Below are 17606 nucleotides of genomic sequence, written 5' to 3' on the forward strand. Positions count from 1 at the left end.
AGTCATCACGACATGAGGGGGCGCAGTGGCTGACAGCACCGGGGCGGCATTACTGCAGTTGTTGCGTAGCAGTCTGACTCAACTGTTGGCGGATGTGCTTGCCGAACTCGAGCGAACGGCAGGGCTGCCGGCGCTCGGGCCGGCGGGAGCAGACTGGGCGGACAGCGGTTTCGCCGAGCATCTACTGGAACCTCTCGTCGCTGACTCAGCCTCGAATCCGGTGACAGAACAGGTAATTTCGGCGACGCGAAAGCTTGCAGGCATCGCCGGTCCGGGAGCGATCGGCGGTCTTTTCGGTTGGGAACCCGACCCGGTCGGGCACACCGCAGACCGCGGTATCGCCTGCGCCGTGCGGATTACGACCGCCGGCGGTCAGGTGGCGGCGGCCCTTGTGGTCACCAAGGGCGGTGGCGGCGTACGCATCGACATCATCGCCAAGGGCGACATGATGGCATCCGAGCCGCTGGCCATCGACGACGCATGGTCCCTGGTCATCGGTGGCCATGCATCCGACGTGGTCGAGGTCCACCTGCCTGCGTCCGGTCGTGCCTCGGTGGCGCGCGGGTCGAACGGCGACACGATTCGGCTCAGCGTGGCCCGCGCGAGGTCGGCCCGGGGCACCGGTCCCGGCATCGACCTCGGTGATGTTGCGCTCACCGCTGCGCTGACACTAGATGGCGACACACCCAAACTCGTTGGGGGAATGCAAATCAGCTGTGGTGAGGTGCGTCTCACCCCCGGCGATCTCTCCGAACTGGTCCCCGCGCTGGCGCCTACACCCCTCGACGTCGCTCTCTCACTCTCCGACTCCACGGGTGTCGCCATCGCGGGCAGTCCGACGCTGTCGGTGCGACTGCCCACCGCTGCGTCGACCCCGGGACTCTCCGCCGGACCGCTCGATGTGGAGCTCATCCCGTCCCTCGAACAGCCGCCGGTGGTTCGGGTTCGGGTCACCTGCGCGATCGCCCTGGACTTGCCGGCCGCGCCGATCCATCTCGACGTCGCAGGCAACGGTTTCGAGCTCCCATTCCGACTGGGGGGTCCCTCGCTCGCCTTCGATGTGACCGATCTGGTGCCGCACAACCCGACGGGGGCCGGCGTCGGTCTGGATCTACCGATCGTCAAGGGTGCGGGTCAACTGAGCCGTATCGGCGATGCATTCACGGGCATGTTGTCGGTGGAGATGCCGCCGATGTCGGTAACGGCACTGGGTAGCCTCGATGTGCACACCGGAGCTTTCCTGGTCATCCTGGGCGCCGTCTTTCCTCCTCCTGGCATCCAGATCGGCTTCGGATTCGCCGTGACCGGTGTCGGCGGTATCGTCGGCGTCGGCAGGCGGATGGATCGGGATGCCCTGACCCGGGCGGTCCAAGACGGGACAGCCGGTTCGCTGCTGTTCCCCAGCGACCCGGCCAAAGCCGCTCGGGATGTCGTGCCGATGCTGGACCGGGTTTTCCCTCAGTCGCCCGGTTCGCTGATCGTCGGGCCGATGTTCCAGATCAGTTGGGGTGGAAGACTTGTCACCGGCTCGATAGCGCTGATACTCGAACTGCCCGATCCCGTCCGGATGTCCGTCATCGGTAAGCTCCTTCTGGCTGTGCCCTACCCGGAACTGCCCCTGATCAAGTTGCAGATCACCTTCTTCGGGCAGATCGACCCTTCGGTGCCCAGCCTGACGTTCCTGGCAAGTCTGACCGATTCGACCATCGCGGGCATCCCCGTCACCGGAGACATGTTCGTCCTCGTCCAAGGGGGCTCCGACGCCAACGTGGTCGTCTCCGCCGGAGGCTTCCATCCGCGATTCAACCGGCCGCCCGGCGTGCCCGCACTCAACCGCGTGGCGTTGACCTTGTCGTCGGGCCCCTTCTTGCAGTTGCGGTGCAGTGCCTACGTCGCCCTGACATCCAACACACTGCAATTCGGTGCACTGGCCGAGCTCGTGGCCGAGGTTGCCGGCTGCGGGCTACGCGGTCACCTGGGTTTCGATGTGCTGATCCAGTTTTCACCATTCCACTTCGTTGCCGAGATCTCGGCCGCCATCGCCGTCGAGGTGCTCGGCGAAACTCTCGTGGGAATCGCGCTGCGTCTGTCGCTGGAGGGTCCCGGGCGGTGGCGTGCCGTTGGCCGAGGCAGCATCGACCTGTTCCTGTTCAGCGCCTCGTTCGATTTCGATGAGTCCTGGGGCGGGTCGGACCCTGCGCTCGACATCGCACCCGACGTCCGCGACATCCTCACCGCGGCACTGCTCAAACCAGAAGCCTGGCGGGCCTACGCGCCCGACCCGTCTGCGATGCCGGTGCAACTCACGACGTCGGCGGGAGCAGCGTTGGCGGACGGCCTGGTTCTGCACCCGCACGGCACGTTGTCGGTCCGGCAGAGGGACGTTCCACTCGGCATCGACATCGATCGCTTCAACCGCATCCCGATTCCGACGCAGCGCTGGGATCTGACCACCCCGGTTCTGGGGGACGGTCGTCCGGTGCCCGTCGCCGGTGAGGAGCGTGAGCAGTTCGCGCCAGCTGCATTCCTGACGATGACCGACGACGCACAGATCGGTCGCCCCGCGTTCGAGACGTTCAGAGCCGGGCTCACACTCGTGAGTGGGGAGATTGTGGTGGGGGAGGAGCGAGCCACCGACTTCGACTACGAGACCAAGGTGATCTCGGCACAGTTCGACGTCGCCGATCCCCTCGACGTGACGATCGGCGCCCTGGTCGACGCGGTGGAGGCTGCTGCCGGGACCGGGTTGGACCACCCGCGCTGGTGGCGTACCGACCGCGACGCCGTGACGGTGGCCAACTCGCCGACCTACGTCGTCGTCAACTCGTGGTCGCTGTCGGAGGCCCCCGATATTGCACAGCCTTCGCTCAACGCCACGGAGGTATACGAGGCGGCCGCCGCCGCGAGCATGGCGGACCCACGACTGCAGGTCGAGGTCGCCGAGGCATGGGAGCTGAGCACGCCGTGAGCACAATCCGATTTTCGTCATGGGCGCAGACGGCGGTGGGTCGGGCGATTGACACCTCCGACCGGCCCGGTGCGCTGCCCCCCGCCGGCTTCACGCCGGGCGTGACGCTGGTGGGTTCGTCCGGAGATCCCACACTGCTGAAGGTTCCCGGCGCGATGACGATGCTGGGGCCCGACAGCGTCGCCAGCCTCGACCCCCGCGCGGTGGTACGCACCGACCCGGCTGCGGGCGCAGCCGACGTCGAGGACAGCTACCTGGCATCGGTCGACCTGCGGCCAATCGAACTGCCGTGGTTGTTCACGCCGGCTAGGGCCGAGGGCGGCCGGTTGCGGCCGTGGATCGTGCTCGTTGTCGTCGAGGCCGCCAACAGCCGCTTGATTCCGGGCAGTCCCATGCCGACATTGAGCGTCGATGTCGACCAGCTTCCCGACCTGTCCGACTCGTGGGCCTGGGCGCATGTTCAGCGCGCCGACGACCCCGCCGATCAGGTCGCCCGTCTGCTGTGCCCGCGTCGCTTACAGGAGACCACCCGCTACCGCGCGTGCATTGTGCCGGCGTTCACCTATTCGGCTGCTGCGCAATCGTATTCACCGTCATGGCAAATCGATCAAGCCAACGGTGTCAACGTGCCCGTCTACTACACCTGGGAATTCAGCACCGGCCAGCACGGTGATTTCGAGTATTTGGTCCGACGGCTCGGGCCGGCCTCCCCGGAGCGCGTCGAACACTTGGGTACGGTGTTCGTCGACGTCGAGAAACCGTGGCTGACCGACGACGCACTCGACGGTGCTCCGCACCCCGCCTTGTTCCCGGTTCCCGGTGTACTCGGGCAGCTCGCCAACGGTGGCATCGCTGCGCCCGCATTCGGGGCATCGGTGACTGCCGATTTCGCGAAGAGAATCTCCACGCAGTGCAATGCAGGCGGCGGGGAACCCGCTGACCCGGGCGCGGAGTTCGCCGCTGTCACACCCCCCATCTATGGCGGTCGCCATGTGGTCGTCAACACGATCGATCCGAGCGGTGCGGGCCTGCCTGACTGGGTACACGCGCTGAATACCGCCATCCCGGGCAGAATTGCCGCGGGCCTCGGGGCCGAATACGTTCGCGCCAACCAGGAGTCGTTGATGGCCCGAGCCTGGCAGCAAGTGGGCGCGATTCGCGAGGCGAACCGCCGCCGCGCGCTCGGGCAGCTCGCCGAGAACGTCGGTGCGGCTCTGCACCAAAAGCACGTCGCCAACCTCACCTTGGGCGAGGCGGTGTCGGTTGCGGCCCCGGTAGCGTCTCGCGTTCGCCCGTGGGGTCCGCCGGGTCCGTCGCTGGCCACCACGATCGAGGTGAGCGTGATGCCCACGGCCGCCGGTTCGACCGCGTTCGCCCGAATGATGCGGTCCGGCGGGCAGCTCGCCCGGGCAGCATCCGTGCACCCCGGGTCGGTGATCGAACGTGCCATTTCCGGCGCTGTGCCCGTACCGTCGGCGCGACACGCGCCATCGTTCTCCGTGCCGGACGCCGACGCACCGGCGATCGCGAGCGCCGTCACGGCTGCGGCGGTGGACGCCCAACGCTCGATATCCGCCACCCGCGATTTGTTTCGTCTGCAGGCGATCTCGGACATCGCTCGCGTGATCGGACTGCACGACGTCGCCGCCTCGTTGACTGAAAGGCTGTCCGTCGTCGGAGTCGACGCCTCGGTGCTGCGCATCGGTGACTTCAGCACGCTGCGTGCGCAGGTGATGCCCCGACTGGGCGAGGTCACCGCAAGCGTCGCGACCATGCGGGCGCAACTGACACGGCCGACCGAAGCAGGCGGCGCGGTGACCAACAACGGAGTGCAACTGGACCCGAAGGCTCTGCGCGGCAACCTCGTCGACGCGTTGGCACCTGGGGGTCACGTCGCGCGTTCCATCGCCGCGCAGATCGCACTGCCCGACCGGATGGGTCCTCAAATATCGCTGGATGCTCTGATGGATCATCCATCGTTTCCCGCTCCGATGGCACTGGCACTGCGCGACTTCGCCCCGAAGTGGTTTCTCCCGGGGCTCACCGATTTTCCCGCCGAATCGACGACTCTACTGGGTGTCAACAACGCTTTCATCGAGTCGTTCCTGGTCGGCTTGGCCCACGAATTCAACCGCGAACTGCTCTGGCGCGAGTACCCGACGGACATGCGAGGCACGCCGTTCCGGCGGTTCTGGCCGACGCCGGACGCAGAGCCCCAGATCGATGAGATCGCCTCGTGGACAGGACCGCTGGGTGCTCATCTGACGCTGAAGGAGGACGCCATCGCGGTGCTCTTGGTGCGCGGCACGGTGGTGCGCCGATTCCCCTCGATGATCGTCGCTGCGGCTCCCGCTTTAGCCGGCGTCGACGGCGACCGGCCGGTCGCCAACACCGACACCGCGACGTGGCGCGCACCCTTATTCGCCCTTCCGGTCGACGAGTCGACCGCGTTGTATGCATTCGAGATCCCACCCCAGGAGTTACGGACAACGCCCACCCCTGACACGCCGGGCTGGTTCTTTGCGTTCCAGGAGAACTCGACGCGCATCCGATTCGGCTTCGACATCGGTGACGCGGCGCCTGCCTTCGGCACCTGGGACGACCTCACCTGGGGTCGGGTACTGGCCGCCCTCCCCGAGAGCAACCGCGAGTTCGCCCGGGCTGGCGCGACGATGGCCGCACCCGGCAATCCGGGAGACAAACAGTGGAACCGGGACGCCGCCGACATCGCCAGGATCGCGCTGCAGAAGCCGTTCCGCATGCTGATCCACGCCTCGGAATTGGTGATCCACTCATGACCGGGCCGACCGCCACTCCCGCCGACCCTGAGGCCACGCTCGTCGCTCTGAACGCTGCCGGCATCGACTTCAGCGTTCCCCGAAGCGACCTGCTTGGGTGGCTGAACGACCCCGAGTTCACCGAGTACCCAGCGTTCGCTGCGTCGTTGCTGCAGCTGCTGAGCCCCCGACCATTGCAGCGCCCGGTCTTCATCGACGTGATCGTCGGCTTCTACGAGCAACTTCCCGGCGCGTCGACTCCACATCGCGTGGAGGACGTGAACACAGACTTATTGAAGCGAGCCATTCTCGACGGATCCAACGAGCGCTACGGCGAGCAAGTAGTCGACTTCGAATCCCTCTGTACACCCTCGCAGAAGCCGTCCTCGAGCATGTCGGAACAACGCCGTGCGATCCGCGAAGCCCGCCGACAGCGCGAAGCAGCATGGCGCGCAAGCTACAATGCCCAGGCGCGGGCCGACGATCTGTTCAGGCGCACCCACTCCATTCCGGAGGACGTGGCGGCATCTGTGTTCGGTCAGCCCTACGTCACCGCTGCGGCTGAAGCTCAGAACGCGAAGGCCTTCGCGCACAATCAGGCAGCAGACGCCGAACGACACGTCGAAGACGTCGAAGCGACATGGAACACCGACGCTGCAGCGGAGCCCATCTGGGCAGACAACGGCGACCTACCGCTTCTGCTCATGCCTGTTCGCCTAGAGACTCTGTATCGGCCAGGTGAACTCGGCGGCGCCGAGCTGTGGATTCGGGTGTACCCCGACGACATCCACATCGACGGACATGAAACCGGGCTTACCCCAGCCGAACGCGCAGCAGCAGAGCAATATTGGAGTGCCGTCGAGATCCCGGCCGCCGACGAGAAAGCACGTGCCGCGGCATGGGCGGCTGTGGTGGCTGCCGTCGGGCCGGCGCGGGGTCTGTGGGCTGTGCAATCGCTGCGCCCCGGAGGACCCGGCGCTGAGAATCGCGACACGACGTGGACCCGTGCCCCACTCGTCCGCCTGATGCCTCGGCACTTCACGTTCTCGGCCTATCGGGAGGGTCGGCTGATGTGGCGGGTGGACGGCGAACCAGTACCCGACGAACTACCCGCCGGATTCGCCCCGCCGAAGATCGACCAGGACGACGACGGCAACCACCCGGCGGGAAAGGTGCCGTGGCAGCACGGCAGCCGGTGGCTTGTCGATTTCGATAAAGCTGTCAGGGTCGGTATGGGTGTACGAGTGCCGCTGCACGATCCCGATCTGCACTACGACCTCGTCACCGTGGTCGGCGTCGGAGCCGGCAACCCTGAGGACTCCGCCCGACACGTCGAGACGCTGCTCACTGCACATGATTACACCGACGGAATATCGATTCTCGGCGCAGGCACTCCCACCAACAACACGCCCGGTAGCAGATCGGGGTGGCAGTCGCGGTCTTCCCGTCCGTCACCCGACGAGCAAACCGCGGCGCAGAGCGCAGTGGCCGGAGCGGGACCGACCGCAGCGGCGCAGCGCGTCGCGACCGCGCTCGGCATCGACGGCGATGCAACGTTGGGGGTGATAGCGGGTGGGCTCGCCGATCCCGACGACCTCGCGCCCGCCGCGAATCGATTCCTGGGCGGCTTGTTCAGCGATCTCTCAGTGGATTGGCTGCCGGTGAGCGGGTCCTTCGGGAAGAACGCTCCCCCCGACCTGTCGTTTCTCGCCGACCACTTCTGCTCGTTCGTCCGCAGCCGCGGCCCGCTGCCGGTGCTGCGCGTCGGCCGCCAGCCCTACGGCATCCTGCCCGTGACACCGACCGATCTCTGGCGGGGGGAGGATGTCCACGAGGCGATCACCGCGGTCATGTCCTCGGTCCTGTCGTATGCCAAGGAGAACGTATCGAGGGCTCAGCGAGTGGGAACGGGCCGCGACCAGGACGCCGCCATCCTCGATCTGTTGAGCCGCCGCCCGGCATCGACCAGGGTGCGTTTCGCCTCGGAGCTACCGTCCAATTTCGCCCCCGAGAGCTCCCCGGCCGTCCCGCCGGCCACGGTAGGCATCGCCATGGCCGACATGGCCATGACGTTCTCGGCGCGCGGTCCGATCGGCGCGACGCCAACAGGTTTCGACTTCACCGCCGCCGTCGACCCCACGCCTGAGCTGTCGACCTTCACCGCAAGCCGTCCGCTGCAGCGTTACGCCGAGCTGATCGGCGATACCCAGGCGTGGCTGGCGTCCATCCCGGCGGGCAGTGATGTCCCCGCCGAATGGCCACCGGAGCTGGTCGCCAAGCTGAAAGCCGTCAACGACAGCTGCGGCCAGCTGGACGCAGCCACCAGCGGGGTCTTCTACCAGCTGGCGCTGCCACTCTTTCACGGCATGTGGTGGATCTCGCTCTTGTACGGGTTCCCGTCGCGAATGCCCGCCGACCACGAAATGCGTCCGATGGCAGAGGGTTTGGCCAAGGCCACGGCTGTCGCGTTGGACCTCGAAGGGATCGCTGTCGAACGACTCGGCGATCTCGAGCGCGCCCTGTGCGAAAGCCTCGACACCGTGACACATCGCGTCGATGCGTGGGCCACCTCGCTGGCCACTGCCCGGTTGACGCAGGTACGAACCGACCACCCCACTGGACTGCGTACCGGCGCTTACGGATGGGTGACCGATCTCGAACCGCTGTCACCGGGCAGCCGTGCACAGCGCGACGGCTACCTCATGACACCGTCCCTGCAGCACGCCACCACCGCGGCGGTACTGCGTGCGGGGTGCCTGGCGCACTCGGACCCGTCCGCGTTCGCGGTGAACCTGACGTCGGGCCGCGTCCGCACGGCGCTGCGCACCCTCGAAGGCATCAAGGCGGGGCAATCTCTGGACTATCTGCTCGGCTACCGTTTCGAGCGAGCCCTGCACGACCGCTCGATGGACCACCTCATTCCCGCGTTCCGCCAGATGTATCCGATGGCGCCGCAGGTGGATCCGTCAGCTGAGAACGCCGACGCGGCACAAGCCGCGGTGGCGGCCCGCAACGTCGTCGACGGGTTGGCGCTCAGCCGCGACTATTCGAGGTTCGACGCGGGAGATCCGACCGTATCGGTCGGAGCTGAACTTCCTGCGGTCACAGAAATCGTCGCCGACCTGGTCGCCACTTTCGACGCCGTCGGCGATCTGCTGCTCGCCGAGAGCGTGCATCACATCGTCGGGGGCAACCCGCTGCGAGCCGGGCTGGCTGCCGACGCGGCCAGTCGTGGTGAATTGCCTGACGACTTCGCTGCGATCTCGACTCCGCGAAGCGCGCACACCGTCTCCTACACATTCGGTGCGGTGCTCACTGACCAGTTCGACGCGGGTACCGGCTGGGGTGATGACAACGGTTTGGCGGCAGTCGAACCGGCTCTCGAGAATTGGTGTCGCGCCCGCCTGGGCCCCGCCGACGGGTGGGTGTTCAGTTGCCGTCGCAGCGACGGCACCGCGGTCACCGCGTCGCTGTCCGCGCTCGCGACCGGAGCCCTCGAAACGGTGCGGACGACGGATTCCGGCAGTCAATCGACCTTCGCGCGTCGGCTTCTCACCGCCGCTGGCGCACTCGAGTTCACAGATGACGCCGGTGGTGCCGGTCGGTGGGATGAACTGGTCACTCTCACAGCGGCGCTGCGGACTCTGATTGCCGCCGGATCACCCCTTCTGGCTTCACATTTCGATCCTGTAGCTGATCCATGGGTTGCGGCTGACCTCGACGAGATGGCACAGCGGATCACCGCCTGGAGCGCACGCGTACATCAGGCGACGGAGATGCTCGCACAGGATTTGGTTGACCCCGTTGGGCTGAAGACGGCCATCGCGGAGCTGATCGGCTGCGGACTGGCCGTGCCCGCCGACACCGATCTGACCGACACCGAACAGTTGACCCGCCTCGCCCCCGGCCTTGCCGCGGTCGTCGCGGGCGCAAAGATGCCCCCCAGTTGCCCGGTACCACCTTCTGGCGCGAGGCGGGATTCAACGAGCACCCTGGCGTGGATCAGTGCCGCGGCCGCCCCGCTGACCGCGCTGACCGGAGGCGGTTTCCCTCTCCTGCCGCGACTCACCTTGGCCGGCAGCGGAATCGATGTACTCCTGGACCCGCAGAATCGGCCCGGCGGTGCCGAGGGTGACGATCTCGCTGACTGGGTCCGCGACATCGGCCGCGTTCGACCCACCGTCCGATCCGCCGACGATGCGCTGGCCGCCGGCGAGCTGATCGCGGGCGGGGCCGCCCCGAACTTCGTTGTCACCCAGGCCCCTGCCGCGTCCGCCTCATCCTGGATAGGGACCCACCGCGGCGACGCGCGGGCCTCGACCGTGCTGACTCTCGATCGCGGGCCCGTCGGATCGACCCTCACCGGCCTCGTCTTCGACATGTGGTGGGAGGTGCTCCCGCGTGAGGGACGCGAACACGGCACCGCAGAGGAGGTCGCGGGGGTCGCCTTCCACACCGCCCGCCCGGACGCGCGGGCACCGCAGGCCATCCTGCTGGCCGTCCCGCCGGATCGCGGCCGCGGCTGGCACATCGAGGATGTGCACGGCGCCGTCGAGGAAGCTCTTGAACTCGCCCAAGTGCGCGGCATGGATCTCGGTGATCTGCCGGAGCTGCGCGCAATGATGCCGCCGACCTTCGAGGGTGGCATTTTCACGACTGGCCCGCTGGGCTGAGGAGGGTACGTGACCGTTCGCTTCGAACCGCTTCCCCGCGACCCGGGAGTCGACGACGGCGTCGCCGCACGGGTGCACGACCCACTGTGGTTTCTCTGTAGACAGTGGCAGTTCGGTGAGTTCCGAGGGGAGGACGCGGGGTCGATCGCCATGGTCGACGTCGGGGTCGATACCCATCGGTTGGACAGATGGCGCGACGGCGCCGATGGTGACTGGCAGCCCTACGACCCATCGGCCGCCCCGCTCGAGCGCATGGTCGAAGAGGAACGTGCAGACCCGGGTGCAGACCCGCGGCTCCGTTCCGAAGGTGGTGTGCGGCTGGCTCGTCTACTGGCCGCCGCCGGGATCGAGCCCGCTGCGTGGACTGAGCGGTACGCCTTCCAGGACGAGGTACCCGAACGCGCTGCCCGCGGTCTGAATCACTTGTTGCGGAACAGGATCGGCGACGGAGGGCGTATCGCCAACGGTCTTGGGCGGCTGCTTGACCCGGCGACCACTGCGACCGAGGCTGCGGCCCTGGGACTGCCGACCGATCGCCTGGCTGCGGCCCACACGGCGGCCACTGACTGGCTGGGGTGGTGGAATGCCCGCGTCCCGGCCTCCGCCCCGGCCGCCGAGCGGATGCCCGCGTCCTGGAACGATCACCGCTTGGAACACGGATTCTCCGTTGGAGCAACGGGTTTGCCGGGCGTCGAGCTGCGGGCTACGGAGTACGACGGTGGCATCCTGGACTGGTGGTCGATGGACGTCGTCGCCCCTGACGTGCCGCTGGGAGCTGGCTCCGATCCGCAGCACCTGGAGCTGACCGGAATTCCCGCGCCTGCCGGCTTCGGCGCGATGCCGTCGTCGCGGTTCTGGGAGATGGAGGACGCCGCGATCGATCTCGGGGCAATCGATGCCGCCCCGCACGATCTGGGCCGGTTGCTGATGGTCGGCTACGCGACCGTGTACGGCAACGACTGGTACGTGGTACCGCTGCGACTCCCGATCGGAACGCTCTGCTGTATCGACACATTCGTGCTCACGAACGTGTTCGGAATTCCCGAGACGGTCGGACCGGCGGGAGTGGACGACCCGAACTTCAACCTGTTCGGCCTGACGGATCGGCGGGAAATCAGCGGCGCGAATCCGTGGTTCCTCCTCGCTCCCGCGCTGCCCGGATCGTTGGAGAGCGCCCCCATCGAGCACGTCCTGATCGCCCGCGACGAGATGGCCAATCTGGCCTGGGCGATCGAGCAGCGCATCGAGGACGACGCTGGAGTGCCCTACGATCGTTACGAGGTCATGACCCGGCCGCCCACCGCGAACCCCGGCAGCACACCCGCGTATCACGTCGACAGCTTCGTCCCCGAGTATTGGTATCCCCTTGTCCCCGAACACATCGACGTGGATCGGGAGGCAACCCGGCTGCGCCTTGTTCCACTTTCCCGGCGCGAGGCAGGCGACGTCCACGGAGTCACCGAGGTGTTGCCGTTCGGCAGCATCCTGGAGGCTGCGCGCGGAGCACAGCATTTCTGGCTGAACGAGGAGGAGGTTCCACGCGCGGGCGTCGATGTGATCCGATCGCACCAGCGAGCCCGTTGGCACGACGGATCGGTGCACATCTGGACCACCAGACGCAAGGGCACCGGCGCCGGAGAATCTTCGAGCGGGCTGCGCTTCGACACAGTGACAGGAGCGTGACATGACCCATGCCGGTCGGATGGCTACGTCGACCTGGTTCATCACGGATACCGGCTCCATGGCTCGCGTCGACGTCGTTGACGGCGACGCGACCTGGACGGGACCGCTCGACATCGGTGAGATGTTTCCGGCGTTGAGCGTCATGGGCGTGTACGGGAAAGCGTTCCCGCATCTCCATGACATCTATCTCGGCAGGGTCGTCGACGTCCAGCAGACCAGTACCAACGAAGCGGTGTTCACCATCGGCATCCAGCTGTACTTCGCGGACGGGCGCCCGGGCAGCACCACCCGCTCTGTGCGGCTCGACATGGCGACCGGTCAGGTTCTGGAGTATCCGGCCACCTTCGCATCGAGCTTCAAGGGCGAGGGATGGCGGCGGTACCACATCTGGCCTGGCGAGGCCTGGGAGAGTCGCAATGTCATCACCAAGGAGCTTCTAGCGCACCACAACTGGGCTGATCGTGTGTTCACGCTGCCTAACGGCGAATTGACCGCGATACCCGCCAACAGCATCTTCGCCGGGATCGATCGAGGCAAGCTGTATGTCAAGACCGACGACACCTTGTTCTCCTATCGAGTCTTCGACCTCGACAACCTCACCTGCGACGGTGTGCTGAGGGGTGTGCCGACCACGCTCACCGCGCCCACCGGATTCACCGAGGCGTTCGTCATGGACGCCGACCCCGACTCGTGGCGCGCATGCCGGCCGGCGCCGGAGTTCGATCGACCGCTGCTGATGGCGATCAACTCGGCGGCGCACGACGCCGGTGTCGATGTTGACGTCCTGCTCCGAGTGATGTACGCCGAGAGCGGCTTACGCACCACGGCTTACCATCCGGCAGGCCGGTACGGTCTGCTGCAGCTGACTGCCGCGCAGCTGACGGTCGCCGGGTGGACCAAGACGCCGCAGGAGTATCTCGACTGCGGGGCCGACCAGCTGACGGTGATCGCCGCGCATCTCAAAACGCTCGGCCTGCCGTCGGAGACCGACGAGGCCGGTCTGTGGCTGTGCGTCATGCTGGGCCGGACGTACACCGCTGAAGACCTGGCAGGGCCGGTGGCGTCCGCTGCGGGCCCCCGACCAGAACTGTGGGCCAGCCATGGAGTCGCCGACGTCGACGGGGACGGGGTTCTCACCGTCGATGACGTGATGAAGTACATCCGATCGATTCGCCATGACGCTCGCTTCGAGGATGTCCTCGAGCGCATGCATCAGCTGTCGGCAGTCGTTCCGAGCTGGGCGAATCTCACGGAGATCAATGAGGGCGACGACATGGGAATGCTGAGCCCGAGCGCGGCGTCGCTCGGGCTGCTCGTCGACCTCTCCTTCGACCAGAACAACCCGAATTTCCAAGATCAGCAGGTGGAGTCGATCGACCCCACCCCGGGCACGTTGCAGCGGCTGGTGGATCCGGTGCGAGTCACCGTCAACACCGTGGGTCTGTAGCCGAGCGGCTCACGCTGTCAACTGCGCCGCGGAGGCGACGATCCAGGCCAGTTCCTCGTGGAAGATGTCGCTGTGCGCTCCCGATGGCGGGTTGCCCGTCGTCACCACCGCTGAGCAGTCGATGTTGAGGATCGCTCCCGTGGTGAAGGGGTAGCTCGTACCGACGGCGTCGACCGACACTGTGTGGCTCTGGTAGGCGCCAAGGGAACCAATGGCGCGGAAGCGGAACAGCGGATCATCGGCGGCCGCGCGGTCGTCACCGGATGCCAGGGATGCCAGGGGATAGCTGAGGCTCAGCGCCGAGTCGTGACTGGAGAAGCAGACCGTCAACGGTCCGTCGACGCGCGAGAGCATGCCCGCCAGTGCGCCATGGTCCCCCAGGGACCATGGAAGGGCGTCGCTGAACGCGAATCGGGAGAAGGCCCCCTCCAGCAAGGTCACCGACTTCACCGGGGACGGATCTACCTGGGGAAGACCGGCCAATGCGAAGGAGACGACGCGTCCGCCGAAGCTGTGTCCCATCAAATGCACGCGCAGCTGGTCGAATTCGGGCTGGGCGACGATTCGTCCGATCAGCGGCCCGACACCACGCTGACCGACCGCGCCTGCACGGTTCTTCATCTGCCAGTAGGACAGTCCTCGCAGCGCTTCTTTGGCGCCGTGCCAGAGCTTGTCGAGTCGATCGCGCACTCCCGCCGCGCCACCACCGCCGCCGCTGGTGATGTCGACGCCCGAGTCGACCAACGCGTCGGCGTACTTCTCGAACACTTTGTCGGCCTGCGCGGGGTCGTCGAGCATGGCCGGTTGTCCAGAGCCGGGCTCGTCACCATCGGTGGAATTGATCGCCACCGCAGTGTTGAACTGCTGCATGGCGCGAAACAACTCGTCGACACCGTCGTCGCTGGGCTCGGCGGACAGGAGGGTGACGATCTCGTCGAGCTCCTTCTGCGCCTGCGGGAAGACAGCTTTGAGGTCGGCTATTTCTTGCGGACTCAAGGCCGACGAGCCGGCGTCGGCGACCTCGGTGGGGTCCAATCCGGCGGCGCCGGTGGCGGATCCGCCCGGCGTCGGATCGAAGTCGGGGATCGTCACGTCGCGCCACAGCTGTGACGGCCATCGGATGCCGATGAAACCGACTGTGTGGCCGGGGCCCACCTGTGCCTTCAAGAGCTCGAACCACCTGGCGTACAACGATGATGCGGCGGCCTCGTCGTTGTTCCACCCGTGGGAGAACACCACCAGATCCGTCACGTGACTGTCGCGCAGGTCCTGCAGGATCTGCTGCTCACCCGCGGCATCGACATCGCCGTCAGCATCGATGGACAGTGCCCAGGGGCCGAAAAACTGTTGTGTAGACATGTGTGCTCTCTCTTCTGGCTCAGGGGGTCTGCAGGGCGCGCATCAGGTCCACCAGCCCGGCGCCCTGGAAGTAGCGGTCGCGGTTGAGTGACGTTGCCGACGACATGAAGATCTCTTTGACGTCGTCGGGATTCCCGATGTACTCGCGCTGCACGGAGAGGAATGCCGCGATCGCGCCCGACACGTGCGGGGCGGACATGCTCGTCCCGCTGTCTTCGATGTAGACCGCGGCGTCGTCGAAGCCGGGGAACTGGGCGCTGCGGATGCTCGCGAGGCTCTTGCCGGCCGCGGCCGAGGTGATGCGTTCCCCGGGCGCGACGAGGTCGGGCTTGAGGCGTCCATCGCCGGTGGGTCCACGGGAGGAGAAGAACGAAATACCGTTGGTGTGCGGTGCTTCCCGATGTGTGGAGCCCACTGTGATGGCCTTCTCCGCGTTACCGGGATCGTTGATCGTGACGCCGGCGCTGAATTGGGTCACGTCCGACTGGGCTGCGTTCAGCGTGACATAGCCGGAGTTGCCGGCGGCCACTACAACGACGACACCAGAGGACACCAGGCGGTTGACTTCGAGGCACAGCGGGCTCTGCCCGCAGCCGAACCAGTCGGCGAGGAAGCCGTACCCCAGCGAGAGGTTCACGCCGTGGATTCGCGTTAGCTTCCCTGCTTCGTCGTTCTTCTGGCGTACGTAGGCCAGCGCGGCGATCACACGGGCGGTGCGCGCAGTCAGATCGCCGTACTTGCTAAGCACCTTCAGACTGACGAGCTTGGCCAGCGGCGCCACACCATTGAGCATGTCAATGTCGACGTTTCGCGGTACCAAGATAGGGTCGTTGTTCCCGCCGGCGCCATTGTTCTGGCGTTTCTCCACAGCCAGCGCGTGCCGTGTCTCGTCCCCGTCCTTCCAGCGCCGCAGGCCACCGGCGATGATCCCGGCCACGTGGGTGCCGTGTCCGTCCTCGTCGACAAGAGCGAGTTCCGGATCGTCACCGTTGGAGACGAAGTCATGATGGAGATTGGCGACCGACGGATCATCCAGCGTGTGGTCGCCTTGAAAGTGCGGGTGTTCTTTGTCGATGCCAGAGTCGATGACGGCCCACACGATGCCTTGGCCGTACGCGGCGAAGGCACGTTGGGCCGTCGTGGCCTTCACGGTCCCGCAGGATGCGTCGATCTGCGGGTGGATGGGGAAGTCGGGCCAGATCCGGAATATGGCCCGCTGCGGCCAATCGCCACCGGCTGAGTCCGCGGTGACGATGTTTTTCACCTGCTCGTCGCTGAGATCCCCGGACATGTACTGGTCGGCGACCACGAGGGGTGTGCCTGCGGCCCCGACCAAGGTCCACAGCTGCTCCACTCGGGCGATCGCACCGGCGGCGCCGGTTGCTGACGCGGAACCGGTGCCGACGCCGTACTGCAGGTTCAGCTCGATCATCACCGGCTTCGGCTGACCCGCTTCGGTCTGCGCGACGGCAGCGTCGAAACCGAGGCGGCCCGCGTACTCGACGGTGAAGTCAGGCCCTGTGATGCCGAGGACTGGTGTGTGCTCCGCGGCTGGTGGTGTCTTGCCCTGGAGTGGTTTGGTGACGACGCCGGCCATCACCGGCCCGGACGATGTGATGGGCTCGGCGACAGGATTCGTGTCCTCAGCTACGAGGGTGCCAAGTCTGCAGTCATCCGCGGCTTGCTTCTTCCCAGCGGCGGTGGTGGTCCACACGGGGTCAGTGCTCTGACTTTTCGGGCGGCGGAGCAGCTTCCGCGCCACCAGAGTCGACAGCGCATCGTCGACGCGACTTTCCCAGGAGGGCCGCGTGCCCTCGTACAGCCGATCCGCCGGCAGGAAAACGGCGGCGAATTTCGCGCCGACCATCTCCTTGATGCGGACGGCCGTCGCGGGCTGGTTGAGTTCCTCAAGAGCCTGCACGGCGCACAGCACCCTGGCTTGCCATGAGCGATCTTGGGACGGAGGTACGAGGGAATCTTCACTCATGGCACTACCTCCCCGGTTCGGTGCCGCATCGATCGACGCCGCTGCGCCGACCCGGGTGGGAAACTACTCCGCCGACCCCTTGTCATGTGCTTCTATCGTGCGTTTGCCTGCGCGCAGTGTCATGAGTAGCGCACTACCTGACCAGGAGTACCCGCTCCGGTGAGATGCCGACTCTGTGGAAACGAGTAGCCGACTACGCGTGATTGCTTGGTTCATCCCCGCGCACGATGGGGTCGTTACAACGGGCCACAACCAAGGAGACCGCCATGTCAGCTCAGATCGTTTTCGACGACCAGACCACCTTTGTGACCGACCCCGTGAATCCCTGCGCTGGTCAGGATTTCACCGTGACCTGGCAGGAGAGGAACATCGGCGACGTCGACTCGGATTCCTATCAGGACATCTTTGATCTCGACGATCAAGGCTCGGGGGACAGCAAGTCTTTGGACTGTGATCCGCTCGCCGCCGGCACCAGCGTTCAACGCTCGCTCGTCTTCAATCTGCCCGCGGGCACCTACCAGATGAGCCTCGTCATCAATGGGGTGGGCCCGCTGAATCTCGGCGATGTGATTGTCGACGACTGCACCGAGGACACCAGCGGAGATGAATCGTGACCGACGACGCAGACGCAACAGGGCGTGGCGCCGTCGACTCGCCGACGCCACCGGATATCGAGCTGCCCGACCCCACCACACTCGCCGACGACTACGGA

General features: G+C 66.4%; 8 protein-coding genes. 6 read left to right on the forward strand and 2 right to left on the reverse strand.

Going from position 1 to position 17606, the window contains the following annotated elements; translation table 11 throughout:
* Window positions 1-25: 25 nt before the first annotated feature.
* Genes ACZY1G_RS04740 through ACZY1G_RS04760 form a run of 5 tightly spaced genes read left to right on the forward strand, consistent with a single transcriptional unit; the run spans window position 26 to window position 13548 of the window.
* Complete coding sequence (locus tag ACZY1G_RS04740) at window positions 26-2968, forward strand: DUF6603 domain-containing protein (protein WP_463821729.1); 2943 nt, start codon at window positions 26-28, stop codon at window positions 2966-2968.
* Window positions 2965-5766, forward strand: coding sequence for a proline dehydrogenase family protein (locus tag ACZY1G_RS04745; protein ID WP_463821730.1), 2802 nt, complete (start codon window positions 2965-2967; stop codon window positions 5764-5766). Before ACZY1G_RS04740 ends, ACZY1G_RS04745 begins: the two co-directional genes overlap by 4 nt.
* Entirely contained in the window at window positions 5763-10418 is a 4656-nt protein-coding gene (locus ACZY1G_RS04750; protein ID WP_463821731.1) for a hypothetical protein, read from the forward strand. Before ACZY1G_RS04745 ends, ACZY1G_RS04750 begins: the two co-directional genes overlap by 4 nt.
* Window positions 10419-10427: 9 nt before the next feature.
* On the forward strand, window positions 10428-12101 hold the full coding sequence (locus ACZY1G_RS04755; RefSeq protein ID WP_463821732.1) for a hypothetical protein: 1674 nt from the start codon (window positions 10428-10430) through the stop codon (window positions 12099-12101).
* Window position 12102: 1 nt separating this feature from the next.
* Window positions 12103-13548 (forward strand): transglycosylase SLT domain-containing protein, encoded by a 1446-nt coding sequence (locus ACZY1G_RS04760; protein ID WP_463821733.1) that lies wholly within the window; start codon window positions 12103-12105, stop codon window positions 13546-13548.
* Between the two features lie 9 nt (window positions 13549-13557).
* Here the strand turns inward: ACZY1G_RS04760 and ACZY1G_RS04765 are convergent, their stop codons facing one another.
* Both ACZY1G_RS04765 and ACZY1G_RS04770 read right to left on the reverse strand, forming a co-directional pair.
* Window positions 13558-14907 carry an alpha/beta fold hydrolase gene (locus ACZY1G_RS04765; protein WP_463821734.1) on the reverse strand — a complete coding sequence of 450 codons (1350 nt, stop codon included), beginning with the start codon at window positions 14905-14907 and terminating at the stop codon, window positions 13558-13560.
* Between the two features lie 19 nt (window positions 14908-14926).
* Window positions 14927-16894 (reverse strand): S8 family peptidase, encoded by a 1968-nt coding sequence (locus tag ACZY1G_RS04770; protein WP_463821735.1) that lies wholly within the window; start codon window positions 16892-16894, stop codon window positions 14927-14929.
* Between the two features lie 266 nt (window positions 16895-17160).
* Here ACZY1G_RS04770 and ACZY1G_RS04775 point away from each other — a divergent pair, with 266 nt between their 5' ends.
* Complete coding sequence (locus ACZY1G_RS04775) at window positions 17161-17508, forward strand: hypothetical protein (protein ID WP_463813959.1); 348 nt, start codon at window positions 17161-17163, stop codon at window positions 17506-17508.
* Window positions 17509-17606 lie beyond the last annotated feature (98 nt).

This window comes from Mycobacterium sp. IDUB_5 (assembly GCF_055419565.1).